Source organism: Citricoccus sp. CH26A (genome assembly GCF_000224415.1).
In the GTDB taxonomy this organism is placed as follows: domain Bacteria; phylum Actinomycetota; class Actinomycetes; order Actinomycetales; family Micrococcaceae; genus Citricoccus.
This window is the reverse complement of the sequence record NZ_AFXQ01000013.1, coordinates 56,070-80,133: the sequence shown is the minus strand read 5'-3', so window position 1 is coordinate 80,133 and position 24,064 is coordinate 56,070. Positions and strand designations below refer to the sequence as shown.

The following is a 24,064-nucleotide window of genomic DNA, read 5'->3' as shown; positions in this document are numbered from 1 at the left end:
GGTCTTTCCCTCAGCTCGAGTAGGCGGAATTCTCATGCACGTACTCGTGCGTGAGGTCGTTGGTCCAGATGGTGGCGCGCTGGTCCCCGGCGTGCAGGTCGATGAGCACGTGCACCTCGCGGGGCTCGAGGTCGACCAGCTCGCGCGGTTCCCCGATGCCGCCGCCGCGGCAGATCTGCACGCCGTTCATGGCCACGTCCAGGTCCTCCGGCTCGAACGCGGCCCCCGTGGTGCCCACGGCGGAGAGTACGCGCCCCCAGTTGGGGTCCTTGCCGAAGATCGCGGTCTTGAACAGGTTGGACCGGGCCACGGCGCGGCCGACCTCCTCCGCGTCCTGTTCCGAGGCGGCGTTGACCACCTCGACGGCGATGTCGTGGCTGGCCCCCTCGGCGTCACCGATGAGCCGACGGGCCAGGTCGGCACAGACCGCCCGCAACCGCTCCTGGAATTCCCCCGGCTCGGGGATGGTGCCCGAGGCCCCGGAGGAGAGCAGGATGACGGTGTCGTTGGTGGACATGCACCCGTCGGAGTCCGCCCGCTCGAAAGTGGTGCGCGTGGCCTCCCGCAGGAGACCGTCCAGGGTGCCGGGTTCCAGCACGGCGTCCGTGGTCAGCACCACGAGCATGGTGGCCAGCCCCGGGGCCAGCATGCCCGCACCCTTGGCCATGCCTCCGATCGTGTAGCCGTCCCCGCTGATCGCGTGGGTCTTCGGCACGGTGTCCGTGGTCATGATCGCCTCGGCCGAGGCCGGCCCCCCGTCGGCGGACAGGGCGTCGACGGCGTCCTGGACGCCGGTCAACAGCCGGTCCATGGGCAGTCGCTCCCCGATCAGTCCGGTGGAGCACACCAGGACGTCACCGGCGGAGACGCCCAGCAGCCCTGCCGCGCGCTCGGCCGTGGCATGGGTGTCCTGGAAGCCGGGTGCCCCCGTGCAGGCGTTCGCCCCGCCGGAGTTCAGCACCACGGCATCGGCCCGGCCGTCGCTGACGGCCTGCCGGGACCACTGCACCGGGGCGGCGGCCACGCGGTTGGTGGTGAAGACGGCGGCCGCGTGGCGGTCCGGCCCCTCGTTGACGACGACGGCGACGTCCGGTCTGCCGGTCGACTTCAGTCCGGCGGCCACGCCGGACGCGCGGAAGCCGAGTGCACTGGTGACGCTCATGGTGCAACCCCCTGCTGGGTCAGGCCCGAGTCCTCAGGGAGGCCGAGGGCGAGGTTCATGGACTGGATGGCGCCTCCGGCGGTGCCCTTGGCGAGGTTGTCGATGGCGGCGGTGACGATGACGCGTCCGGCGTGTTCGTCCACGGCCAGTTGCATCACCACGTGGTTCGAGCCCAGGACCGAGCCGGTGGCCGGCCACTGGCCCTCCGGCAGCAGGTGCACGAAGGGCTCCTGGTCGTAGGCCCGCTGCCACGCCGCCCGGATCTGCTCGGCGGAGACCCCAGGACGGTAGCGAGCGGTGGCCGTGGCCAGGATCCCGCGGGGCATCGGCGCCAGGGTGGGGGTGAAGGAGATGGTGACGGGTTCCCCGGCGGCCTGGGACAGCCCCTGTTCGATCTCGGGGGTGTGGCGGTGCCCCCCGCCCACGCCGTAGGGGCTCATCGACCCCATGGCCTCGCTGCCCAGGAGGTGGGGCTTGAGCGACTTGCCGGCCCCGGAGGTCCCGGACGCGGCCACGATCACGACATCCCGGGTCTCCAGCAGCCCGGCGGAGAACCCGGGGGCCAGGGCCAGCAGGGAGGTGGTGGGGTAGCAGCCGGGGACGGCGATCCTGGTGGCCCCGGTCAGCCGCTCCCGTTGTCCGGGCAGTTCGGGCAGGCCGTACGGCCAGGTCCCGGCATGCGCGGAACCGTAGAACCGCTGCCAGGCCTCCGCCGACTCCAGCCGGTGGTCTGCGCCGGCGTCCACCACGAGCGTGCCCGGTGAGCGGGCCTCCAGTTCGGCGGCGATGCCGCCACTGGCCCCGTGCGGCAGGGCGAGGAAGACGACGTCATGCCCCGAGAGCACCTCGGCGGTGGTCTCCTGGAGCACCCGGTCGGCGAGCGCGTGCAGGTGCGGCTGCAGGGCACCGAGGCGTTCCCCGGCGTTCGAGTGGGCCGTGATGGCCCCGATCTCGACCTCGGGATGGCCCAGCAGCAGGCGCAGGACCTCTCCCCCGGCGTAGCCACTGGCTCCGGACACGGCGACTTTCAGGCTCATGCGCCCATGATAGGGGAAGTATGCAGACCTGCCAATATTTATGCAGACAGGGCCGTCGTGGATCCGGACCCTCGCACCGGTCGGTGCCCACGACTACGGTGGGCACCATGACGGTGAACCCTGTGCCCACCACCCAGCACGCCATCCGCGTCGACGCCTCCGGCGGTCCCGAGGTCCTGCGCTGGACCGAGGTCCCCGTTCCCTCCCCCGCCTCCGGTCAGGTGCTCGTGCGCACCGCGGCAGCCGGTCTCAACTTCATCGAGACCTACCAGCGGTCCGGCGTCTACCGGATGCCGCACCCGTTCGTCCCGGGCTCGGAGGGATCGGGCACGGTCGTGGCCGTGGGCCCCGACGTCGGGAACGGGGTCTCCGTCGGCGACCTCGTCGCCACCGCCGCCGGTTCGGGCACCTACGCCGAGTACTTCACCGCACCGGCCGAGCAGCTCCTGCCGGTCCCGTCCGGCGTGGATCCCGTCACGGCGGCGGCGATCCCCCTGCAGGGGATGACCGCCCACTACCTGTGCCGCTCCACCTTCCCGGTGGAGCCCGGGCACACGGTGCTGATCCATGCAGGGGCCGGGGGCGTCGGACTCCTGCTCACCCAGTTGTGCGTGTCCCTGGGCGCCACCGTGATCACCACCGCGTCCACGGACGAGAAGAAGGAGCTGTCCCGGCAGGCCGGTGCCAGCGAGGTCCTCGACTACTCCGGCTTCGCGGACCGGGTCCGCGAGCTCACCGGCGGTAAGGGCGTGCACGTGGTGTTCGACGGCGTCGGCAAGGACACCTTCGAGGAGTCCCTGCGGTCCCTGCGGGTCCGGGGCATGCTCGTGCTGTTCGGCGGCTCCTCGGGCCAGGTGCCTCCCTTCGACCTGCAGCGTCTCAACGCCGCCGGGTCGCTGTTCGTCACGCGCCCGTCCCTGGCGTTTTACACCCGCACCGCCGAGGAGACCCGATGGCGGGCCCGGGAACTGTTCTCCGCGCTCGACGACGGCTCGCTGTCCTTCCGGGTGGGCGCCACCTACCCGCTGGCGGAGGCGGGACGTGCCCATCAGGATCTCGAGGGACGGAGGACCACGGGGAAGTCCCTGCTCCTGCCCCAGTGACGCGCACCACCAGACCGGTGGGGCGGAAACACGATAAACTGGCACGCATTCTTTTGTCGTTTCCCAGCATCCACCTCTGACGAGAGCAGGCCGAGTCCCGCCGTGTCCACGCACCAGCCCCAGTTGCCCGCCGCCGCCAAGGCTCCTCCGGTCCGCACCCTCGTGGACGTGCTCGTGTCCACCGCAGAACAGCACCCGGAGGCCCCGGCTCTCGACGACGGGGAGACCGTCCTGTCCTATGCCGAGCTGCTGGACGAGGTCAAGGCCACGGGGCGTGCCCTGCACGAGGCCGGCCTGGGCGCCGGGGACCGGATCGGGATCCGGATCCCCTCCGGCACGGTGGACCTCTACGTCTCCATCCTGGCCACGCTCTACATCGGTGCGGCCTACGTGCCCGTGGACGCCGATGACCCCGAGGAGCGGGCGCGGCTGGTGTTCTCCGAGGCCCGGGTGGCCGCCATCCTCAGCGGCGGGGGCACGGTCCGGACCTCCTCGGCCCGGGCCAAGCCGTTCCCCGCAGCACGGCCGGCGGAGCCCGGAGACGACGCCTGGATCATCTTCACGTCCGGGTCCACCGGCACCCCGAAGGGCGTGGCCGTCAGCCACCGCAGCGCGGCGGCCTTCGTGGACGCGGAGGCGCGGATCTTCCTGCCGGACGATCCCCTCGGCCCGGGCGACCGGGTGCTGGCCGGACTCTCCGTGGCGTTCGACGCCTCGTGTGAGGAGATGTGGCTGGCCTGGCGCTCCGGCGCCTGCCTGGTCCCCGCGCCCCGGTCACTGGTGCGCTCCGGCATGGACCTCGGGCCCTGGCTGGTGTCCCGGTCCATCAACGTGGTCTCCACCGTGCCCACCCTGGCCGCCCTGTGGCCCCCGGAGGCCCTGGAGAACGTCCGCCTGCTGATCTTCGGCGGCGAGGCCTGCCCGCCCGAGCTGGCCGCCCGCCTCGCCGAGGACGACCGGGAGCTGTGGAACACCTATGGCCCCACGGAGGCCACCGTCGTGGCCAGCGCCGCCCGGATGGACGGCACGGGCCCGGTGCGCATCGGCCTGCCCCTGGACGGCTGGGACCTGGCCGTCGTGGTCCCCGCCACCGGGGTCCCCGTGGCCGAGGGCCAGACCGGTGAGCTGATCATCGGCGGCGTGGGCCTGGCCCGCTACCTGGACCCGGCCAAGGACGCCGAGAAGTACGCCCCGATGCCCACCCTCGGCTGGGACCGCGCCTACCGCTCCGGTGACCTCGTGGTGTGGGACCCGGAGGGCCTGCTGTTCGCCGGCCGCGCCGATGAACAGGTCAAGCTCGGCGGACGCCGCATCGAACTCGGCGAGATCGACGCCGCCCTGCAGTCCCTGCCCGGCGTCGCCGGCGGCGCGGCGGCCGTCCAGACGACGCCGGCGGGGACCCAGCTGCTCATCGGCTACCTGGCCATGTCACCGTCGGCCCCGGAACCGGACCTGAAGGCCTTCCGGACCCGGCTCGAGGCCGAGCTGCCCGGGGCACTCGTGCCCCGGCTGGTGACCGTCGAGACCCTGCCGACCAAGACCTCCGGCAAGGTGGACCGCAAGGCGCTGCCCTGGCCCCTGCCCGGCCAGGCCGGACAGGGCTCGGGGCATTCCGGGTCCGGACCGAACGCGGACCTGCCCGTGGACCCGGAGTCCCCCGGCGGCTGGGTGCTGTCCCAGTGGACCGAGGTGCTCGGCGTCGCCCCGGATGACCTGGACACCGACTTCTTCACCTCCGGCGGCGGATCGCTGGCCGCCGCCCAGCTCGTCTCCCGCCTGCGCGTCCGCTATCCCACCGTCACCGTGCGGGACATCTATGCCCACCCGCGGGCCGGTGCCCTGCTGGAGGCCGTCAACGGCAACGACGGCCGTCCGGTCGAGCCGGCCGAGCCGGTCGAACCGCGGCCCGTGGTCCGCACCACGCGCAAGGCCCAGGTCTTCCAGACCCTGATGGGCATCCCGCTGGTGATCCTCGTGGCCATGCGCTGGGTGGTGTACCTGGCCGCCGGGTCGAACCTGGCCGCCGGCTGGGGCATCCTGCCCGGAGCCCCCACCGTGTCCTGGTGGTGGATCCTGGCCGCCTGGCTGGTCTTCGTGGCCCCGCCGGGCCGCATGCTCATCTCGGTCGTGGCCGCCCGGTGGCTGCTGCGCGGGGTGACCCCGGGGTCCTACCCGCGTTCCGGCAAGGTCCACCTGCGCCTGTGGCTCGCCCAGCACGTCTCCGACCTGGTGGACCCCGTCTCCCTGGGCGGAGCGCTCTGGGTGCCCACCTACGCCCGGCTGCTCGGGGCCCGGATCGGCAGGAACGTCGACCTGCACTCGGTGCCGCCCGTGACCGGCCTGCTCGAGCTCGGGGACGGCTCCTCCGTGGAACCCGAGGTCGACCTGTCCGGATACTGGATCGACGGGGACGTCGTGCACATCGGCAGGATCAGCATCGGCCCGGACGCCGTGATCGGGTCCCGCTCCACGCTGATGCCCGGGGCCTCGATCGGCACGGGCGCCCGGGTCCAGCCCGGGTCCACCGTGTCCGGCCGCGTCAAGGACGGGCTCGACTACGCCGGGTCCCCGGCCCAGCGCCTGGGCAAGGCCAAGTACTCCGGGCCGAACATCGACCCGCCGCGGGCCACGGGCTGGCTCGCCCTGTCCGCCGTCGGGTCCGGGTTCGTGGCGCTGCTGCCGTTCGCCGCGGCCGCGCTGGCCGCCCTGCTGGGGCTGTGGTCGCTCACCTGGTGGCCCGACTGGCAGCCCGGTGGCGCCGGGACGGCCCCCGAGACGCTCTTCGGCTCCGGCTGGCGCCTGCTGGCGGTCAGCCCCCTGCTCGCGATCGTGTGGTTCGGGCTGAACATGGCCTTCACCGTGATCGTCGTCCGGCTGCTCTCGGTGGGCGTGAGCGAGGGCTACCACGCCGTGCGCTCCCGGGTCGGCTGGCAGCTCTGGGCCACCGAGCGGGTGATGGACACGGCGCGGGACCTGTTGTTCCCGCTCTATGCCTCCCGTTTCACCCCGGTGTGGCTGCGCTGGCTGGGGGCCGAGGTGGGCACCAACGTGGAGGCCTCCACGGTCATCCTGCAGCCCGCCCTGACCCAGATCGGGGATGGCGCCTTCCTGGCGGACGACACGATGGTGGGTTCCTACGAGCTCCAGCGCGGATGGATGTACGTGGGACAGGCCCGGATCGGCCGGAAGTCGTTCGTGGGCAACTCCGGCATGGTGGCCGCCGGCCGCAAGCTGTCCAGGAACTCCCTCGTGGCGGTGCTGTCGGCCACGCCGAAGAAGACCAAGGCCGGCTCCTCCTGGCTCGGCTCCCCGCCCGTCCGGTTGCGCCGGACCGAGGTCGAGGCCGAGGATGCCCTGACCTACGACCCCCCGGCCGCCCTCAAGCGCGCCCGCACCGGATGGGAACTGCTCCGCAGCATCCCGGTCTGGGTCTCCACCGTCATCGCCGTTCTGGTGGCCCTCGCCCTGGAGGGACTGGCCCAGCTCGGCGGCGGGGCCGCAGAGGCGGCCGGCCCGGGTGGCTGGTGGCTGCCCGTGCTGCTGGGCGGAGTGGTGCTGATGCTGGCCGGTGCGCTCGCCGCCGGGTCCTCGGTGCTCGCCAAGAAGGTCCTCGTCGGCCGGATCACTGCCGGTGAGCACCCGTTGTGGAGCTCGTTCATCTGGCGGAACGAGGTGGTGGACACGTTCATCGAGATGGTCTCCGCCCCCTGGTTCGGCCGGTTGTCCTCGGGAACGCCGTCGCTCGTGTGGTGGCTGCGGGCACTGGGCGCGAGGATCGGCCACGGCATGTGGTGTGAGTCCTACTGGCTTCCGGAGGCGGACCTGGTCACCCTGGGTGACTCCTCCACCGTCAACCGCGGCTGCGTGGTCCAGACCCACCTGTTCCATGACCGGGTGATGTCGATCGACACCGTCCGGCTCGGCGACGGGGCGACCCTGGGGCCGAACTCCGTCATCCTCCCGGCCGCCTCGATCGGCGACGGCGGTACCGTGGGTGCCGGGTCGCTGGTGATGCGCGGTGAGATGGTGCCGGGACACACCTGGTGGATCGGCAACCCCGTGGCACCGTGGAAGGGCCCGAAGGTGAAGGGCCTGGCCGCCGCGATCACGCGCCTGGAACGCCGGGAGGCCAAGGCCGCCCGGGCCGTTGCCGCGAAGGCCGCGAAGGCACAGAAGGCCGCGGCCCGGACCGCCGCGGATCCATCAGACCGGTCCGCCCAGGACCACCCCCGAGACCGTCAGGAGCAGACCCACCCGTGAGTGACGTCAGACCGGCCATCCCCGATCCCTACCTCCCCGGATCGGGAACCCCGGACTACGGCGTCGGCCACTACGACCTCACCCTCGAGGTGAAGCTGGCCGCCAACCGGGTATCGGGCACGGCGCGTCTCGAGGGCACCCTGCTGAACCGGGCCAAGAGGGTCGAACTGGACCTGCACGGCCTCTCGGCGACCCGGGTCACGGCGGTCTCCCGGGACCGTTCCGTGAAGGTCGCCAAGTACGCCACGCGCAACAGCAGGCTCGTGATCGACCTGGCCTCGCCGCTGGACGCCGGCACTCCCCTGACCCTCCAGGTCACCTACTCGGGGGTCCCGCGGATGCTGCACGGCACCTGGGGCGAGATCGGCTGGGAGGAACTGGAGGACGGCGTGCTGGTGGCCGGCCAGCCCAACGGGGCGTGCACCTGGTTCCCCTGCGTGGACCACCCCTCGGTGAAGTCGACCTACCACTTCACCATCAGCACCGACGCGGGTTACCTCCCGGTCTGCAACGGGCTGCCCACCGGGCACCGCCGCCGGTCCTCGCGCGAGGAATGGACCTGGGAGCTGCGAGAGCCTGCGCCCACCTACCTCGCCACGGTGCAGATCGGCCGCTACCAGCTGGTGGCAGTGCCCGAGCGGACCCCCGGCCGGCATCCCGCCCCGGGGCCCGTCCGCGAGGCGGTCCAGGGCCTGCTGGACGGTCTGCTCCCCGGGCGGGACGAGAGGCAGCAGGAGGGACGCCACGAGGAGAGGCCGGACCACGCCGCCCCGGTCTTCCTGGCCACCTCCCCGGCGCTGCAGGACCGCGCCCAGGCGGTGCTGGGCCTGCAGACGGAGATGATGGCCTGCTTCAGCCAACACTTCGGTCCGTACCCCTTCGCCCGCTACACCGCCGTCGTCACGGACGATCCGCTCGAGATCCCCCTCGAGGCCGCCTCGCTGTCCATCTTCGGCTCGAACCACCTGACCGGATCGTGGGCCGCCGAACGTCTCGTGGCCCATGAGCTGGCCCACCAGTGGTTCGGCAACGCTCTGACGCTGCGCCAGTGGAAGGACATCTGGCTCCACGAGGGCTTCGCCTGCTACAGCGAGTGGCTGTGGGGCGCCGAGTCCGGCCGCGGCGCCCTGTCCTCCTACGCCCGCACCGCCTGGCGGGGCCTGTCCGGCAAGGACCAGGACCTCGTGGTGGCCGATCCCGGCCCCGAGCTGATGTTCGACGACCGCATCTACAAGCGTGGCGCCATGGCCCTGTTCGCACTGCGCCAGGATCTCGGCGAGGAGGTGTTCGCGGAGCTGCTGCGCGCCTGGGTCCGCGAGCACCGGCATGCCACCGTGGACACCGCGATGTTCCTCGACCACGCCGACCGGCACGCCGCGGCGGCGGGCCACCCCGCCGGGCACGCCTCCGAGGTGCTGCGCCCCTGGCTGTGCCAGGAGGGCCTGCCGCCCTTCCCCGCGTCCCCGCGGCGCGGGACTTCGTAAGATGGACACGTGAGCACTCAGGAACAACGCCGGCTGGCGGGCGCGTACATCCGCCAGCAACGCAAGCTGGCCGACATGTCCATGCGACAGGTCTCGGCCATGGTCGGGATCTCGAACCCCTACCTGTCCCAGATCGAGCGCGGGCTGCGCGCCCCGTCTGAGGCCGTGGCGGCCGGGATCGCCACGGCACTGGGGGTGAACGTGCACGACCTCTACGGACCGGGCGAGGGCGGCGGAACCGTCAGTGGCCTGGAGGCGGCCATCCAGGCCGCCAGCGAGCTCACCGCGGCCCAGCGGGCCTCCCTGACGGAGATCTACCGGTCGTTCGTCCGCGCGAACGAGGGTGATGCCGGCCGGGACGCCGGCCCTGGGGGCGACGACCCGGCCGGCGCAGCCAGCCCGGACTGAGAGCGGGTCAGTCGGCCGAACCGGTGCGGACCGCCTGGGCGACCGTGGCCTTCGCGGCAGTCTTCCGCGGTCCCCGCTTGACGGGACGCTTGTGGGTCGGCTCATCGGTCAGGACGTCGGGATCGTCCTCCGGCGTCCTGTTGGACAGGGCACCCATCTCGGCGAAGATGACCTTCCAGTGGTTCTCCAGCGAGTCTCGGCCCATGAACAGGCCCAGGTGGCCACTCTCGGAGGACTGGCGGCCGATCCGGTCGGCGGGGTGGAGACGTGGTCCGCCAGCGCCCAGACCTGGTCAGCGGGAGTGATGTGGTCCGTCTGTCCGGCCATCAGGAACAGCGGGCACGAGATGTTGGCCAGGTCCACGATCTTGCCCTCGACCACGAGCTGGCGCTTGGTCAGGGAGTTGCGCATGAACAGGTGCTCGACGACCCACAGGTAGAAGGCGCCGGGCAGGTCCTGGGTCCACTGGAACCAGTCCTCGAACTTGCGGTAGCGCTCCATGTGCTCGGGATCGCGCAGGTGGGTCGCCAGCTCGAGCACGCGGCTGACCTCCTGGTCCGGCTGGAGGGCCTTGAAGCCGTCCAGCAGGAACCGCCCCGGCAGCACGCCGTCATTGGCCTCCACGACCGACCGGTAGTACGACAGGTCCCCCCGCGGGGTGAGGTGCTGGAGCCACTCATGGATCAGCGGCTCGCCCGCGTGGAAGTCGATCGGGGCCCCGGCGATGGCCAGCGTGTTCACCCGCTCCGGATGCGTGGCCGCGAAGATCGTGGCCAGCCAGCCCCCCTGGCAGTCACCGACGATGTTGACCTTGCCCCCCAGGAGGTCGGTGACCTCCCGCAACAGGGCCATGTAGTCGTCGATGCCGGTGTCCTTGGTCTCCTGGGTGGCCCCGATCCACTCGAGGACCAGGATCCGGGAACAGCCGTTGTCCCGGCCCGTGATGACCTGGCTCTGGGTGTCGGCGAAGTCCACGATGCTCGAGTCGTGGCCCGCCTGTGGCGGCAGGATCACCGTGGGCAGGATGTCCTCGGGCGCGTCCGCGGCGGAGAAGTCACGCAGGCGGGCGATGGGCCACTCGCGCAGGACCGTGTTCTGGTGGGCCCACGGCGGGCGGCGCCGGTCCGACATGGCGGACACCCACGTGACGAAGTCACCGGCCACGTCCAGCGGGGTCGCCCCCCGCTGCCAGGCGTCCCTCCAGTAGTCGACGGCGAACTTGTTCAGTGCTGTCCAGGTGCCGAAGGTTCCGGAGATGAGGGAATCGGTGATGCCGGGGGTGGCGGGGCGATGAGACGAGGTGTACACGTGGACTCCTTGGGAAACATGGCTCATGTGTCGTGCGGATGACGAGCTGGTGACGAGCGGGTGACGCGCGTCACTTGACGTTGAATCCTACGCGTCAGTACGGGATTGTCTATGGTCCAAACGTCGAACGGCCCCGTCGATGGTCGACGGGGCCGTTCCTCAGCGCAGGATCGGCAGGGCGCCGATCGAGTCACTTGAGCAGTTCGCGAGCAGCCTTGATCCAGGCGTTGGTGACTTCCTCCGAGAACTGGATCTGGGTGTTCGCGGTGTTCTTCATCCACTCGTTCTGCGAGGTGCCGGCGATCTGGCGCTGCATCTCGAAGAAGGACCGGGCGGCCTTCTCGTAGTTGTCGACGACGGTGCGGCTGCCGGCCTTGGTGGACTCGGCCACGGCGGAGTTGAACTCCTTCATGCGCTCGGTGTTCTCCTCGAAGCGCTTGGTGGCCTCCTCGGCCATGCGGTTGGCGTTGTCAGCGGCGGCGTTGGTGGCATTGGGGTTGGCAGCAGCCATGATGTCTCCTTGGGTTGATGTCGATGGCAGCGGTGAACCTGCCTGCGTTAACAAAGTTAGCAGGGTCTTGCTAACCTCTGCAAGCCGGTACGGCTGGCCCCGTCTCACATGTCCATGCCGCCATTGACGCCCCAGATCTGCCCGGTGATGTAGGAGGACTTGTCGGCCACGAGGAAGTGCACCACGCGCGCGATCTCGTCGGGGTGGGCGAGCCGGGCCATGGGGATGTTGCCCTTGATCTTGTCCAGGACCTTCTCCGGGACCGCCTCGACCATCTCCGTGTTGACGTAGCCCGGAGTGACCGTGTTGACGGTGACGCCGATCGAGTCGTCGTTGAGCTTGCCGGCCCGCTGCAGGTGGAAGATCGCCTCCCGCGCCAGCGTCTTGGTCAGCCCGAACAGGCCCGACTTCGAGGCGGCGTAGTTGGCCTGCCCGATGTTGCCCATCTCGCCGATGATCGAGGACACGTTGACGATCCGTCCGGTGCCCCGTTCCAGCATGTGCTTCAGCGCGGCCTGGGCCATGTAGAACGTGCCGGAGAGGTTGACCTGGATGACGGCGTCCCAGTCGTCGTCCTCCATCTTCAGGACGGTCTTGTCCCGGGTGATCCCGGCGTTGTTGACCAGGATGTCCAGCTTTCCGTGCTCGGCGATCACGGCGTCGATCGTCGCCCGGCAGTCGTCGGCCTTGGCCACGTTGCCCTGGTGGATCGAGAACCTCCCCTCCGGGAAGGTCTCCTGCATCTCCCGGAGGAACTGCTCGGCGCGGCCCGTGTCTCCGCCGTAGCCGAGGGCCACCGCGGCCCCCTGCTGCGCCAGGCTGCGGGCGATGGCGGCGCCGATGCCGCGCGTGCCGCCGGTGACGAGGGCCACGCGATCGGCCAGCTTGCTGCCGCGGATTCCGTTGGTCTGGTTCTGAGCTGTCAAGTGGCTCTCCTCCGGGGATGGGATGGTACGTCCGACAGTCAGTCGGAGCGGCGGTCCTGGCTGCGGGGTTCGAGCCAGTCACGGATGCGGGGCCAGATGTCCCCCTTGGCGCGGGAACCGGCCATCAGGCCGATGTGGCCACCGACCCCGTCGAGGTGGTCCACGTCCGGGCTCGTCAGGACGTCGAGCAGCGGCAAGGTCCCGTCACGGGGTGCGATGTGGTCCCTCGAGGCGGTCACGACCAGGATGGACTGCTGGATCCTGGACAGGTCCACCCGGTGTCCCCGCAGGCGGATGCGGCCGGTGGCCAGCCGGTTCTCCTTGTAGACCCAGGTCACCCACTGCCGGAAGGCGCGCATGGCGAAGTTCGGGTTGTCGGCCACCCACTTGGCCATCGGCTGGTACGAGGCCTTGTCCGCGGTGCCGTCCTGGACCTGGCGGAACAACCGCAGCGGAGTCCCGATGTAGTTCGGCACGGGCTTCAGGAGCTTGTTCACCGTGTCCACGTACGCACCGGGCAGGTACGCGGCGTGCTGCTCCAGCCAGTCGGTGTCGAGTTCCTCGTTGCCGAGCATGGCCTCGTAGGTGGAGTTGCTGGCGTCGAAGGGCATGGTCAACGGGACCCAGTTGCGCACCGGGGCATCCGGCGTCACGGACAGGTACATGCCGCTGAGCGCGGCACCGATGCACCAGCCGATCAGCGTGATCTCCTCGGCGCCGCTGCTGCGCCGGACCTCCCGGACGGCCCGGGGCAGGTACGTCAGGGCGTAGTCCTCCAGGCCGGTGTCCGCGTCCTCCTCGTCCGCGTAGCCCCAATCCACGAGGTAGACGTCGAAGCCCTCCGCGAGCAGGAATTCCACGAAGGAGTTGCCGGGCCGCAGGTCGAAGATGTCGGGCCGGTTGATCAGGGCGAACGTCAGCAGGATCGGCACCGGATGGGTGCGGCGATTGCTCCGGTACCGGTACAGGGTGGTCTTGCGGTAGGTCCACACCACGTCCTTGGGCGTGGCGCCCACGACCGCGTCCGGCGTCGTCAGCTGGATGTTCGAGTACTCCAGGAGCGTGGCGGGCAGGCGGAGCATGTCCCGGAACATCGACGCCACGCCGATCACTTCTCCTGGTCGGCGTCGCCGGTGGTGGAGCGAGACGCGGCGCCCGTGGACCGGGAGGTCCGGCGGGCGGGCCGGGCCGGTGCCGCGGCATCACGCTCAGCGGCCTCCTCCACGAGGGCCGCGTTGCGGCGGCGCTCCTCGGCCAGTTCGTCCTCGAGCCGTTCCACGCTCTCCAGGACCATCTCGAGCTTGTCCTCGTTCCGGGACAGCTGGCGGTGCAGGGAGGTGACGTCGGAGCGGCCGGCCAGCCGGGCGTTGCGGATCACCAGGTCCAGGGCGTCATTGCCGAGCCGGTGCAGGGCCACCAGGTTACCGGCGGTCTGGGAGAGCATGTGCCCGAAGGCCTTGGAGTTGACGACCTCCTCGAGCCCCGGCGAGGCCGCGGCGAGGACGTCGTCCAGGTACTGCCGGTACGGCCGGTCGGCGTTGTTGCCGGATGCTTCCGCCATAAGGTGTTCCTCCCGCTGGCCCGGGCAGGTCAGAGTGCCGCCGGCCGCATGTCAGTGTCCATGGTCGTGGTCTGAGCACATCGTACACACACGGCCTAGTGGGTCATGACGAAGGTGTTAACAAACGTGCTAACTACTTGGTGGTAGCACCACCACGGCACCGACCAGTCCCTCGGGTGCGGCTCCCCCGGGCCAGTGCGGGTCAGCCGAGACCACCGCCCGCGGCGACCCCGGAACGCTCCACGTCAGCCCGTGGTCCTCGACGTCGGGATCATCGGGCCCCTCGTCGGCGGGGACCAGTGGCACCCCTGCCGGATCACCCCGGAAGCCGGTCCCCCGGGCCTTGACCAGGGCCTCCTTCGCCGACCAGAGCCGTGCCCGCGCCAGGGGCCGGGCGGCCGGAGGCAGCCCGGCGATGGCCGAGGCCTCGGCCACGGAGAAGCCGACGGCACCGAGCTCGTCCGCCGTCGCGAACGCCGAGGACCCCAGCTCCTCGATGTCCACGCCGATCCGCCATCCGTCCGCGACCAGGGCTGCGTCCAGCCAGGCCGTGGCGAGCCAGCCGCGGGACCGGCTGAAGCTCACGGCCGGCAGCACCCGGGCCGGGTCCACGGCGTCCGGGCCGTGCCGACGTCGGGCCAGCCTGCTGTACCGCAGTACCGGGGCACCGTGCTCGGCGGACCCGCAGGCCGGGCAGTGGTGCTCCACCTCGAAGGTGCCCGGCCGGTGCCCCAGGGACACCGCCAGGTAGTCCAGGGCCTCGCGCCGCTGGTCACCGGCACGAGGGCCGGTGACCACCACGTGCCATCCCGGCCCGGTCACGACGTCGACCCGCCCGGCTCAGCGCTGGACGGCGCCGTGGCGCTCGGCGGCCAGGGCGGTGGCCGCCGAGCGGGCTCCGGAGGCCTCGTCTGCCGTCAGGGTCCGGTCCGGGGCGCGGAACCGCAGCGAGAACGCCAAGGACTTCTGCCCCTCCGGCACACCCGGTCCGGCATACACGTCGAACAGGGCGATGTCCTCCAGCAGCTCCCCGGCGCCCTCGCGCAGGGTGGCCAGCACCTCCGCGGCGACGGTGTCCGCCGGGACCACGAGTGCCACGTCCTGGCTGGTCGGGGGGAAGGTGGACAGCGTCTGGGCCACCACCACGCCTGCGGCAGCCGCGATCAGCGCGTCCAGGTCCAGCTCCATGGCCACGGTCCGGGCCGGCAGGTCCGCGGTCTCGAGCCACGTGGGCAGCAACTCGCCGGCCACCCCGACGACGGTGCCGTCACCGCCGGCCAGGGACAACCGGGCGGTACGTCCGGGGTGGAACGCCTGGTGATGGCCCTGGGTCACGGCCAGCTCCACGCCCAGCAGCGCGCCCACGTCCAGCGCGGTCCCGATCGCGTCCTGCCAGTCCCAGGCCCGCGGGGCGTGGCCGGGCCCCGCGACCGAGTCGTGGCCGGTGAACACGGCCGCCACGTGGCGCGGCTGGTCGGGGATGCCCGCCCCGAGGTCGGCCAGCACCTCGTCGGCGGGCCGCGCCCCCAGCGGGGGGATCGAGGCGCTGCCCAATTGCTCACCGGGCAGGAACACCGAACCGGACTCGTACAGGGCCAGGTCGCGGAAGCCGCGGGAGTGGTTGCGCCGGGCGATCTCCAGCAGGCCGGGCAACAGTGAGGTGCGCAGGTAGCCGAACTCCGCGGAGATCGGGTTGGCCAGGTGCACCATGCGCTGGGCCTCGCCCTCCTCGGCGGTGGCCGACCCGAAGAACCGGTTCTGGGCCGCGGAGACGAAGGGGTAGGCCAGCACCTCGGTCAGCCCGGCATCGGCCAGGCCCTGCAGCACGCGGCGGCGGTCCGCCTGGGAACGGGTCAACCCGCGCCCGGGAGGCGCCACCGGCACGGTGGAGGGGATCTCGTCGTAACCGACCAGCCGGCCGATCTCCTCGACCAGGTCCTCCCGGATCTCCAGGTCGGAGCGCCACGACGGCGAGGTGACGGTGAAGACCGTCCCGGCGGCGCCGCCGTCGGGCCCCGGCTGTGCCGCGATGGTCTTCTCCACCGTGGCCCCCAGGTCCGTCAGGGTCCGCTCGATCTGCTCCTCGGTGTACTCCACACCCATCACGGCCGAGGGGAAGGATGCCGGCAAGTCGACGACGGTCGGCTCGGGCCGGGTGCCGACGTCCGTGATGCCCGGGCCGGGGGTCCCCCCGCGAGCTCGACGAGCAGCTGGACGGCGCGCTCGGCGGCCTCGTCCGCGACCTCCCAGTCCACGCCTCGCTCATTGCGCTTGGAGGCCTCGGAGGGCAGCCGGTGCCGGCGGCGGGTCCGGCCCATGGACACCGGGTCGAAGTGCGCGGACTCGATCAGCACGGTGGTGGTGGCCTCGGAGACCTCGGTCTCCCCGCCGCCCATGACGCCGGCCAGGCCGATGGGCCCACGGTCGTCGGTGATCAGCAGGTCCTCCGCGGAGAGCGCACGGTCCTTGCCGTCCAGCGTGGTCAGCCGCTCGCCCTCCCGGGCCCGGCGGACCACGATGTCACCCTGCAGGGTGTCGGCGTCGTAGAAGTGCAGCGGCTGGCCCAGCTCCCACATGACGTAGTTGGAGATGTCCACGACCAGGGAGATCGACCGCATGCCGGCCAGGCGCAGGCGCGCGCTCATCCACGGCGGGGTCGGCCGGGTCGCGTCGATGCCCGTCACGGTGCGGGCCACGAAGCGGTCGCAGCCGGGCACCCCGTAGATGGGCGCCCGGTCCTCGAGGCGGACGGGGTATCCGTCACCGTCGGCCTCCGGGGCGGTGACCAGGGAGGCCGGGTCCGTGAACGGGGTGCCGGTGGCGTGGCCGTACTCCCGGGCCACGCCGCGGATGGAGAAGGCGTAACCGCGGTCCGCCGTGACGTTGATCTCCGCGGCCTCGTCGCGCAGGTGCAGCAGGTCGAACACGTCGGTGCCGGCCTCGGGGTCATTGCCGTGCTCCGGGGAGAAGCCGAGGGACGAGAGCACGATGATGCCGTCGTGGTCCTCACCGAGGCCGAGCTCGCGGGCGGAGGCGATCATGCCGGCGGACACGTGCCCGTAGGTCTTGCGCGGGGAGATCCTGAAGTCCCCGGGCAGCACGGCCCCGGGCAGGGTGACGATGACCTTGTCCCCCACCTCGAAGTTGTCCGCGCCGCACACGATGCCCTGGACGCCGGAGGGGTCGATGCCCTCGCCGGACAGCGGCTGCGGCCGGCCCTCGGGGGCCACCCGGACCTGGCACCAGTTGATGGTCTTGCCGTTGGACTGCGGCTCGGGCACCTTCTCGAGCACCTCGCCCACCACGATCGGGCCGGACATCTCGTCCAGCGGACGGTGGACGTCCTCCTCCTCGAGGCCGACCCTCACCAGGTCGGCCATGACGTCCTCGGCGGTGGCGTCCGCCGGGACCTGCGCGTACTCACGGAGCCATGACAGCGGGATGCGCATGGGTGATCAGATCTCCATTCCGAAGTGCTGGGAGAAGCGGACGTCGCCCTCGATCATGTCGTGCATGTCCGGGACCTCATTGCGGAACATCAGGGTGCGCTCGACGCCCATGCCGAAGGCGAAGCCCGAGTAGACCTCGGGGTCCAGGCCGGCGGCGCGCAGCAGGTTGGGGTGGACCATGCCGCAACCGCCCCATTCGATCCACTGCGGCCCGCCCTTGGCGCCGGGGTGCCAGATGTCCATCTCGGCGCTGGGCTCGGTGAACGGGAAGAAGTTCGGGCGCAGCCGGATCCTCGCCTCCGGGCCGAACATCTGCCGGGCGAAGTACTCCAGGGTGCCGCGCAGGTCGGCCATCGTCAGGCCCTTGTCCACGGCCAGCCCCTCGAACTGGTGGAACACCGGCGTGTGGGTGGCGTCGAGCTCATCGGTGCGGAAGGTCCGGCCGGGGCACAGCACGTACACCGGCGCACCGCGCTCGAGCATGGCGCGCATCTGCACCGGCGAGGTGTGGGTGCGCAGCACCAGGTGGGACTCGGGCGGGTCCACGAAGAAGGTGTCCTGCATCTCGCGGGCCGGGTGGTCCGGCTTGAAGTTCAGGGCGTCGAAGTTGTACCACTCCGATTCCAGTTCCGGGCCCTCGGCGATCTCCCAGCCCATGCCGATGAAGATGTCCGAGACCCGCTCCTGCAACACCGACAGCGGGTGGCGGGCGCCCACGCGACGACGGCGGACCGCCGTGGTGACGTCCACCGTCTCCTCGACGAGCAACCGGGCCGCGCGCTCCTCCTCCAGCACCTCGGTGCGGGCGGCGAGCGCGGACTCCATCGCCTTGCGGGCGCCGCCCATGAGCTTGCCGGCCGTGGACTTCTGGTCCTTGGGCAGCTTGCCGATGGAGCGGTTGGCCAGGGTGAGCGGCGCCTTCTCCCCCGTGTGGGCCAGGCGGGCGGCCTTGAGCTGGTCGAGGTCGGCGGCGGCGGAGAAGGCCTGGAGCGCGGCCTCCACGGCGGCGCCCACGGCCGTCTCGTCGGCCGGGGAGATCTCGGGTGCGACCTGCTCGGTGGTTCCGTCCGGCTGCTCGACCGGAGTCTCGGCCAGGTCCTGGGGGGTTTCCGTCATGGCGGGCAACGACCTTCATGCTGCGGTGGGTTCGGACACGGGGTGGGCCAACCGGGAAGAAGGCCCCGGCCAGTCTAGTGGACCGCCCCGGGCACCTAGGCTGGACGGCATGACCGGTCACACTTCCCGACGCCGGCCGGTCCGGCCCGATGACCGGGCCGGCCGGTGGCCGGGGGGCGGGCCGGGGCGCCTTCCGGCGCGACTGGCGCTGCGGCAGTGGTGGAACGCGATCAACCTGACGACGCCCCTGGGGCTGGTCCTGGCCCTGGGCGTCGGGTGCTCGGTGCGGCGGGGACCGCTGGGGTTGGTCCTGGCCACCGGGTACCGGTGGCCGTTCCCGGACGGCGGGGCGTTCACGGTCGGCAACGTCGTCCTGTTCCGGGCCCGGACGGTCATCACCCCGCAACTGCTGGCCCATGAGTCCCGGCACGCCACCCAGTACGCCTGGTGCGCGGGACTGCCGTTCCTGGTGCTGTACGCGGCGGCGGTCGGCTGGTCGCTGCTGCGCACCGGGGACACCGCCTCGCGCAACGTCTTCGAGCGCCGCGCGGGACTGGTGGCCGGCGGGTACCACGAGAGCCCGGTGCGCTGGCCGCGCCGGAGCGCCTGACCTCACTCTCACCAGCACGGACGGCACCACGGCGGCCCTGGGGTTCTCGCACCGGTCCCCTGCACCATACGTTCTTGCACCACGATTCGAACATGTGTTCTAATCGGTCCATGCGATGGGAAGCGCAGGCACTGCAGGCCGGGGACGGAACCGGTCAGGACGGCGGCGGCACTCCGGCCGCGCCAGCCGCCCTGCTGCCGCTCTCCGGCCTGCAGCGTTCCATCACCACCCCGGACTTCGCCGGGATCACCTTCCACGAGGTCGTGTCCAAGTCGGCCCTGAACCGGGTCCCGGACTCCTCGCCCATGCCATTCCGGTGGACGGTCAACCCGTACCGGGGATGCACCCACGCCTGCCGGTACTGCTATGCCCGCAGCACCCACGAGTACCTCGACCTCGACCCGGGCGCCGACTTCGACCGGCAGATCGTGGTGAAGGTGAACACCCCCGAGCTGCTGCGCCGGGAACTGGGCCGCCCCGGATGGACACGCGAGCTGGTGGCGTTGGGCACGAACACCGACCCGTACCAGCGGGCCGAGGGCCGGTACCGGCTGATGCCCGGCATCATCACCGCCCTGGCGGACACCGGCACGCCGTTCTCCATCCTGACCAAGGGCACGCTGCTGGGCCGTGACCTGGACCTGCTCTCCTCGGCCTCGCGCCAGGTGCCCGTGCAGGTGTCGGTGTCCCTGGCCATGCTCGATCCCGGCCTCGCCCAGCAGGTCGAACCGGGGACGCCGAGCCCGGCGGCGCGACTGCGGCTGATCGAGAGGCTGGCCTCGGCGGGGGCGGACGTCACGGTCATGGCCATGCCGTTGCTGCCCTGGCTGACGGACAGTGACCGGCAGGTGGAGGAGCTCATGGCGGCGTTGGCCGCTGCCGGCGCACGGTCGGTGCTGGCCGGTGCCCTGCACCTGCGGCCCGGGGCCCGTCAGTGGTACCTGGACTGGATCGCCCGTGACCATCCGGAACTGCTGGAGGGCTACCGCACCCTCTACGCCCGGGGTTCCTATGCGGCACCCTCCTACCGGAAGGCCCTGGGCCGCCGCACCACCGCGGCCGCCCGCCGCCACGGCCTGGACCGCAGCGGCGCCCACCGGATCACCGCGGCGGACGGGGAGGGGCCGGCCAGGGCGACCGCGCGCGGGGTTCCCGGGCGGTCTTCCCAGCACTCTCCGCAGCCGGCACTGTTCTGAGCCGGCACCCGCACGGTCAGTCCCGCAGCATCTCCACCAGCGCGTCGACGATCGGCCGGTCGGCCGGGATCCACTCCAGTTCCTGGAGCCGCTCCCGGTCCAGTTCGCGCCACTCGAGCAGGTCGTGGTCCTGTAGCGGACGCGCCTCGCCCCGCTCGATGACCGCCGTGAACACCCGCATCCTGGCCCCGTTGCCCAGCAGCCAGCCCTCGGGGTGAGCTGCCGTCACCTCGCGGTCCAGGCGGACGTCCACGCCCAATTCCTCCCGGACCTCCCTCCGCAGGGCGGACCGGGGGTCCTCTCCGGGCTCGACCTTGCCGCCCGGGAACTCCCAGAGGCCGGCCAGGCCCTCGGGCGAGCTGCGCCGTCCCACCAGCAGCCGGGTCGGACGGTCCAGCCGGTCCAGCACCGCGGCCCCCATGACGGGTCGGGGGCCTCGGGGTCGTCCTCCCGTCTCGGCAGCCGGGGTGGACGTGGACGTGAGTTCAGTCATGGTCCCGATCCTAGGCCGGTTGCGCACAGGCCTGGCCCGTAGGCTGGAATGGTGCCCCCCACCGCCGCCGGCTCCTCCGCCTCACCCGCCTCATCCGCCCGGCCCCGCCGTATCCTGCCGGGAATCCTGGCGCTGGCCCTGGGTGGGTTCGCGATCGGCACCACCGAGTTCGCGATCATGGGGCTGCTGCCCCAGGCGGTGGCCGACCTCCAGGTCGACCTCCCCGCCGGAGGCATCCTGATCTCGGCCTACGCGCTGGGAGTCGTCGTGGGGGCGCCCCTGCTGGCGGCGGGCCTGGCCCGCGTGGACCGGAAGGTCTCGGCGCTCTCCCTCATGGCCATGTTCGTCATCGGCCATGCCGCGAGCCTGCTGGCACCGGACTTCGCCACCATGCTCGTGGCCCGCTTCATCTCGGGCCTCCCCCACGGCGCGTACTTCTCGGCCGCGGCCCTGGCGGCCGCTCACCTGGCGGGTCCGGCCCGCCGGGGCCAGGCCACCGCCTGGGTGATGGCAGGCCTGTCCGTGGCCAACCTGGTGGGCGTGCCCGTGGCCACCTGGCTCGGACAGAGTGCGGGCTGGCGGTGGATGTTCATCCTCACCGGCGTCTTCGGCACCGCGACGATCGCCGCCGTCGCCTGGCTGGTCCCGGCCATCCCGGCGCCGGCCGGCACCTCGGTGCGCGGCGAACTGACCGCGCTGCGCTCCGGCGCACTGTGGCGGGCCGTGCTGGTGGGCACCATCGGGTTCGCGGGCATGTTCGCGCTGTACACCTACATCGCCCCGGTGTTCGTGGAGATCGGCGGACTGCCGGAGCGGCTGGTCCCGGTCATCATGGCCCTCTACGGACTCGGCATGGTGGCCGGCACCCTGCTGGGCGGGGCCTGGTCCGACCGGTCGGCCACCCGCACCCTGCAGTGGATGCTCGGGACCGTGGCCGTGGCCCTGGCCCTCTTCAGTGTCACCGCACCGTGGTGGGTGCTCTCGCTGGTCCCCCTGCTGGCCGCCGCCACCGCCGCCTCGGCCCTGGTCCCCTCCCTGCAGGTGCTGCTCGTGGACGCCGCCCCGCACGCACCGCAGCTGTCCGGGGCCCTGAACCACTCGGCGCTCAACCTGGCCAATGCCATGGGTGCCTGGGTGGGCGCGGCGGTCATCTCCGCCGGTGCCGGGCTCCAGGTGCCGGCCGGTGCCGGGGCCGGTCTCGCCGCCGTCGGGTGCGTTCTGTCCCTGCTGCTGTTACGTCCCCGATCCACGGTATCCCCCAGCTGACGTGCGACGATGCCGCACCGTGCCATCCGCCGGCCCGGGGCGCCAGCCGTGGGCCCGTCCGGTCCGGGGCGCCAACCGTGGACTGGCCCGTGCATCCCGGCTGACACTATCCCTGTCAGCGCACTGCACGACGAGCACGAAGGGGACACATCATGAGCATCATCAGCTGGATCATCATGGGCCTGATCGCAGGTGCGATCGCGCGCCTCATCCTCCCCGGCGACCAGGGCGGAGGCTGGCTGGGGGCGCTAGTCACCGGCATCCTGGGCGCCATCCTGGGCGGCTGGATCGGTGGCCTGCTGTTCGGCCTCGACCTCAACGAGAGCTTCTGGAGCTTCTGGACCTGGGTGTTCGCCATCATCGGTGGCATCATCGTGGCCTTCATCTGGCAGGCCATCACGCGCCGCCGCGGCAGCAGGGTCTGATTCCGGCACACCGGCGAGACGACGAAGGGCGCCCCTCGGGGCGCCCTTCGTGCCGTCGACGGCCGGGACATCAGGACCGGTCCGCGTGCTGGGACATGGCCGAGGCGTAGAGGCACACGGTCGCCGCCGTGGCGACGTTCAGCGACTCCGCCCGGCCGTAGAGGGGCACCGCCACCCGTTCGGCGGCCAGGGACAGCTCCGCCGGTGACAATCCCTGGGCCTCGTTCCCGAACAGCCAGGCGGTGGGCCGCGCCAGCAGGCCCGGCGGAGGCCGGTCCAGGCCCACGGCGCCGTACCCGTCCGCGGCCAGCAGCTGGAGCCCGCGGCCGGACAGCAGCGCACCGGCCGCAGGCAGGTCCGCCCCGGTCACGACGGGCAGGTGGAACAGCGATCCGGCGGTAGAACGCACCACCTTGGGGTTGAACAGGTCCACCGAGCCGGCCGTCAACACCACGACGTCGGCGCCGGCGGCATCCGCCGCGCGCAGGATGGTCCCCGCATTGCCCGGATCCTGGACCCGGCACAGGACGGCCGCCAGGCGCGGCTGGCCGGGAAGACCGGCGAGCACCGACTCCGCCGACGACTCGGGGACCCGGCACACGGCCAGGACGTCCTGCCCGGTGACCGCGTCGGTCATGGCCGTCAGCACCTCGTCACTGGCCTGCCGCACCGGGACCCCCGCCCGGGCGGCCTCCGCTGCCAGGGCGGCCAGGTCCGGATGCCGATCGGCCAGCCTCGTCGAGACGTACACCGCCTCCACGACGTCACCCGGTGTCCATTGGGGGGATCCGAGCTGGCCCAGGTGTGCGCGCAGCGCCTCGCGGGCCGGCTGGGGCCCCTCGGCGAGGAACAGCCCCTCCCGCTGACGCGACGAGCGCCCCGCCAGCCGTGCGACCCTGCGCACCCGGTCAGCCCGGGGGTTGGTCATCACGTCCTGGTCAGGGCGCTCGTTCATGGTGTCCTGTCGCGACGGCGCGGGCGATGCCTCGCCCGGTGGACGGAGTCCGGAATGCCTACTTGGCGGCAACCGGGGCGTTGACGTCCGCGGGCAGTGCCGCACGGGCCGCGGTCACCAGGGTGGCGAAGGCGGCGGCGTCGGACACGGCCAGCTCGGCGAGCATGCGGCGGTCCACCTCGATGCCGGCCAGCTTCAGGCCCTGCATGAAGCGGTTGTAGGTCATGCCGTTGGCGCGGGAGGCGGCGTTGATGCGGGTGATCCACAGCCGGCGGAAGTCGCCCTTGCGCTTCTTGCGGTGCTGGTAGTTGTAGACATACGAGTGCAGCAGCTGTTCCTTGGCCTTGCGGTAAAGGCGGGAACGCTGACCGCGGTAACCGGAGGCGCGGTCAAGGACCACCCGGCGCTTCTTGTGGGCATTGACTGCCCGCTTCACACGTGCCACGTGCGTACTCCTTCGAAATCGATGCCGTCCGCGGGACGCTCCGCGCGGCGGCTGGCTGGATTGCGGCCCTCAGGCCACGGGGATTCTCAGATGCCGAGCATCCGCTTGATGGTCTTGACGCTGGACTTGGAGACCAGCTGGTCGCTGGCCAGACGGCGCGTCAGCGTGGAGGGCTTGTGCTCCAGGTAGTGGCGGCGGTTGGCCTGCTGACGCATCAGCTTGCCGGAACCGGTCACGCGGAAGCGCTTCTTGGCTCCGCTGTGGGTCTTCATCTTCGGCATGGCTGCCGTTCTCCTTCGTGTTGGCTGCCCGCCGGGGCGGGACAGTGCTGCATGGGCCCCGCCGTACA

Annotated in this window: 21 protein-coding genes and 1 pseudogene; 8 read left to right on the top strand and 14 right to left on the bottom strand. The window is 71.7% G+C overall.

What is annotated here, in order from left to right; all coding sequences use genetic code 11:
* Positions 1–10: 10 nt before the first annotated feature.
* Positions 11–1,162, bottom strand: a complete 1,152-nt coding sequence (gene argJ / locus CITRI_RS0109555) for a bifunctional glutamate N-acetyltransferase/amino-acid acetyltransferase ArgJ (RefSeq protein ID WP_010144552.1) — start codon at positions 1,160–1,162, stop codon at positions 11–13.
* Positions 1,159–2,199: an N-acetyl-gamma-glutamyl-phosphate reductase gene (gene argC, locus CITRI_RS0109550; RefSeq protein ID WP_029139190.1), complete on the bottom strand. Its 1,041-nt coding sequence runs from the start codon at positions 2,197–2,199 to the stop codon at positions 1,159–1,161. Before argC ends, argJ begins: the two co-directional genes overlap by 4 nt.
* 107 nt (positions 2,200–2,306) lie before the next feature.
* On the opposite strand from argC, the gene CITRI_RS0109545 reads away from it, so the two are divergent.
* The 4 genes from CITRI_RS0109545 (at position 2,307) to CITRI_RS17210 (ending at position 9,454) form a co-directional block, all read left to right on the top strand.
* A complete protein-coding gene (locus CITRI_RS0109545) occupies positions 2,307–3,302 on the top strand; it encodes a quinone oxidoreductase (RefSeq protein ID WP_040386227.1) in 996 nt (331 codons plus the stop codon).
* Positions 3,303–3,404: 102 nt separating this feature from the next.
* Positions 3,405–7,562 carry a Pls/PosA family non-ribosomal peptide synthetase gene (locus CITRI_RS0109540; RefSeq protein ID WP_010144548.1) on the top strand — a complete coding sequence of 1,386 codons (4,158 nt, stop codon included), beginning with the start codon at positions 3,405–3,407 and terminating at the stop codon, positions 7,560–7,562.
* Positions 7,559–9,046: a M1 family metallopeptidase gene (locus tag CITRI_RS0109535; protein WP_010144547.1), complete on the top strand. Its 1,488-nt coding sequence runs from the start codon at positions 7,559–7,561 to the stop codon at positions 9,044–9,046. The genes CITRI_RS0109540 and CITRI_RS0109535 overlap by 4 nt, the downstream gene beginning before the upstream one ends.
* Positions 9,047–9,055: 9 nt before the next feature.
* Positions 9,056–9,454, top strand: a complete 399-nt coding sequence (locus tag CITRI_RS17210) for a helix-turn-helix domain-containing protein (RefSeq protein ID WP_010144546.1) — start codon at positions 9,056–9,058, stop codon at positions 9,452–9,454.
* 108 nt (positions 9,455–9,562) lie between these two features.
* On the opposite strand, the gene CITRI_RS17205 is transcribed toward CITRI_RS17210, so the two are convergent.
* The 8 genes and pseudogenes from CITRI_RS17205 to pheS form a co-directional block, all read right to left on the bottom strand.
* Positions 9,563–10,762, bottom strand: a complete 1,200-nt coding sequence (locus CITRI_RS17205; RefSeq protein WP_010144545.1) for an alpha/beta fold hydrolase — start codon at positions 10,760–10,762, stop codon at positions 9,563–9,565.
* 190 nt (positions 10,763–10,952) lie between these two features.
* Positions 10,953–11,273, bottom strand: coding sequence for a hypothetical protein (locus CITRI_RS0109520; RefSeq protein WP_010144543.1), 321 nt, complete (start codon positions 11,271–11,273; stop codon positions 10,953–10,955).
* 104 nt (positions 11,274–11,377) lie between these two features.
* Positions 11,378–12,199: a beta-ketoacyl-ACP reductase gene (locus CITRI_RS0109515; RefSeq protein ID WP_010144542.1), complete on the bottom strand. Its 822-nt coding sequence runs from the start codon at positions 12,197–12,199 to the stop codon at positions 11,378–11,380.
* Between the two features lie 38 nt (positions 12,200–12,237).
* Positions 12,238–13,293, bottom strand: a complete 1,056-nt coding sequence (locus CITRI_RS0109510; RefSeq protein ID WP_141566051.1) for an alpha/beta fold hydrolase — start codon at positions 13,291–13,293, stop codon at positions 12,238–12,240.
* Between the two features lie 14 nt (positions 13,294–13,307).
* Positions 13,308–13,760 carry a hypothetical protein gene (locus CITRI_RS0109505; protein WP_010144540.1) on the bottom strand — a complete coding sequence of 151 codons (453 nt, stop codon included), beginning with the start codon at positions 13,758–13,760 and terminating at the stop codon, positions 13,308–13,310.
* Positions 13,761–13,889: 129 nt separating this feature from the next.
* Complete coding sequence (locus CITRI_RS18450; RefSeq protein WP_202798438.1) at positions 13,890–14,582, bottom strand: 4'-phosphopantetheinyl transferase superfamily protein; 693 nt, start codon at positions 14,580–14,582, stop codon at positions 13,890–13,892.
* An 18-nt stretch (positions 14,583–14,600) separates the two neighbouring features.
* Positions 14,601–17,209: pseudogene (gene pheT / locus CITRI_RS17195) on the bottom strand (phenylalanine--tRNA ligase subunit beta).
* Between the two features lie 6 nt (positions 17,210–17,215).
* The gene (gene pheS / locus CITRI_RS0109490; RefSeq protein ID WP_010144536.1) at positions 17,216–18,325 is read right to left on the bottom strand and encodes a phenylalanine--tRNA ligase subunit alpha; all 1,110 of its coding nucleotides are present in this window, start codon (positions 18,323–18,325) and stop codon (positions 17,216–17,218) included.
* Positions 18,326–18,434: 109 nt separating this feature from the next.
* On the opposite strand from pheS, the gene CITRI_RS0109485 reads away from it, so the two are divergent.
* Both CITRI_RS0109485 and CITRI_RS0109480 read left to right on the top strand, forming a co-directional pair.
* Entirely contained in the window at positions 18,435–18,935 is a 501-nt protein-coding gene (locus CITRI_RS0109485; protein WP_010144534.1) for a hypothetical protein, read from the top strand.
* Positions 18,936–19,045: 110 nt separating this feature from the next.
* Positions 19,046–20,131 (top strand): Rv2578c family radical SAM protein, encoded by a 1,086-nt coding sequence (locus CITRI_RS0109480; RefSeq protein ID WP_010144532.1) that lies wholly within the window; start codon positions 19,046–19,048, stop codon positions 20,129–20,131.
* Positions 20,132–20,147: 16 nt separating this feature from the next.
* On the opposite strand, the gene CITRI_RS0109475 is transcribed toward CITRI_RS0109480, so the two are convergent.
* A complete protein-coding gene (locus CITRI_RS0109475) occupies positions 20,148–20,552 on the bottom strand; it encodes a (deoxy)nucleoside triphosphate pyrophosphohydrolase (protein WP_010144530.1) in 405 nt (134 codons plus the stop codon).
* A 120-nt stretch (positions 20,553–20,672) separates the two neighbouring features.
* Here CITRI_RS0109475 and CITRI_RS0109470 point away from each other — a divergent pair, with 120 nt between their 5' ends.
* Both CITRI_RS0109470 and CITRI_RS0109465 read left to right on the top strand, forming a co-directional pair.
* Positions 20,673–21,890 (top strand): MFS transporter, encoded by a 1,218-nt coding sequence (locus tag CITRI_RS0109470; protein WP_010144529.1) that lies wholly within the window; start codon positions 20,673–20,675, stop codon positions 21,888–21,890.
* A gap of 152 nt (positions 21,891–22,042) precedes the next feature.
* Positions 22,043–22,315, top strand: coding sequence for a GlsB/YeaQ/YmgE family stress response membrane protein (locus tag CITRI_RS0109465; protein WP_010144528.1), 273 nt, complete (start codon positions 22,043–22,045; stop codon positions 22,313–22,315).
* A gap of 70 nt (positions 22,316–22,385) precedes the next feature.
* Here CITRI_RS0109465 and CITRI_RS0109460 read toward each other — a convergent pair whose 3' ends face one another.
* The 3 genes from CITRI_RS0109460 to rpmI form a co-directional block, all read right to left on the bottom strand.
* Positions 22,386–23,270, bottom strand: a complete 885-nt coding sequence (locus tag CITRI_RS0109460; protein WP_010144527.1) for an RNA methyltransferase — start codon at positions 23,268–23,270, stop codon at positions 22,386–22,388.
* A 58-nt stretch (positions 23,271–23,328) separates the two neighbouring features.
* Complete coding sequence (gene rplT, locus CITRI_RS0109455; protein ID WP_029139186.1) at positions 23,329–23,715, bottom strand: 50S ribosomal protein L20; 387 nt, start codon at positions 23,713–23,715, stop codon at positions 23,329–23,331.
* Between the two features lie 86 nt (positions 23,716–23,801).
* Positions 23,802–23,996, bottom strand: a complete 195-nt coding sequence (rpmI, locus tag CITRI_RS0109450) for a 50S ribosomal protein L35 (RefSeq protein ID WP_010144525.1) — start codon at positions 23,994–23,996, stop codon at positions 23,802–23,804.
* Positions 23,997–24,064: the final 68 nt, after the last annotated feature.

Excerpts from the sequence above, each read along its gene's own strand:
- argJ (WP_010144552.1), bottom strand. The coding sequence starts at position 1,162 with ATGAGCGTCACCAGTGCACTCGGCTTCCGCGCGTCCGGCGTGGCCGCC.
- argC (WP_029139190.1), bottom strand. The coding sequence starts at position 2,199 with ATGAGCCTGAAAGTCGCCGTGTCCGGAGCCAGTGGCTACGCCGGGGGA.
- CITRI_RS0109545 (WP_040386227.1), top strand. The coding sequence starts at position 2,307 with ATGACGGTGAACCCTGTGCCCACCACCCAGCACGCCATCCGCGTCGAC.
- CITRI_RS0109520 (WP_010144543.1), bottom strand. The coding sequence starts at position 11,273 with ATGGCTGCTGCCAACCCCAATGCCACCAACGCCGCCGCTGACAACGCC.
- CITRI_RS0109510 (WP_141566051.1), bottom strand. The coding sequence starts at position 13,293 with ATGTTCCGGGACATGCTCCGCCTGCCCGCCACGCTCCTGGAGTACTCG.
- CITRI_RS0109505 (WP_010144540.1), bottom strand. The coding sequence starts at position 13,760 with ATGGCGGAAGCATCCGGCAACAACGCCGACCGGCCGTACCGGCAGTAC.
- pheS (WP_010144536.1), bottom strand. The coding sequence starts at position 18,325 with ATGACGGAAACCCCCCAGGACCTGGCCGAGACTCCGGTCGAGCAGCCG.
- CITRI_RS0109485 (WP_010144534.1), top strand. The coding sequence starts at position 18,435 with ATGACCGGTCACACTTCCCGACGCCGGCCGGTCCGGCCCGATGACCGG.
- CITRI_RS0109480 (WP_010144532.1), top strand. The coding sequence starts at position 19,046 with ATGCGATGGGAAGCGCAGGCACTGCAGGCCGGGGACGGAACCGGTCAG.
- CITRI_RS0109475 (WP_010144530.1), bottom strand. The coding sequence starts at position 20,552 with ATGGGGGCCGCGGTGCTGGACCGGCTGGACCGTCCGACCCGGCTGCTG.
- CITRI_RS0109470 (WP_010144529.1), top strand. The coding sequence starts at position 20,673 with ATGGTGCCCCCCACCGCCGCCGGCTCCTCCGCCTCACCCGCCTCATCC.
- CITRI_RS0109465 (WP_010144528.1), top strand. The coding sequence starts at position 22,043 with ATGAGCATCATCAGCTGGATCATCATGGGCCTGATCGCAGGTGCGATC.
- CITRI_RS0109460 (WP_010144527.1), bottom strand. The coding sequence starts at position 23,270 with ATGAACGAGCGCCCTGACCAGGACGTGATGACCAACCCCCGGGCTGAC.
- rpmI (WP_010144525.1), bottom strand. The coding sequence starts at position 23,996 with ATGCCGAAGATGAAGACCCACAGCGGAGCCAAGAAGCGCTTCCGCGTG.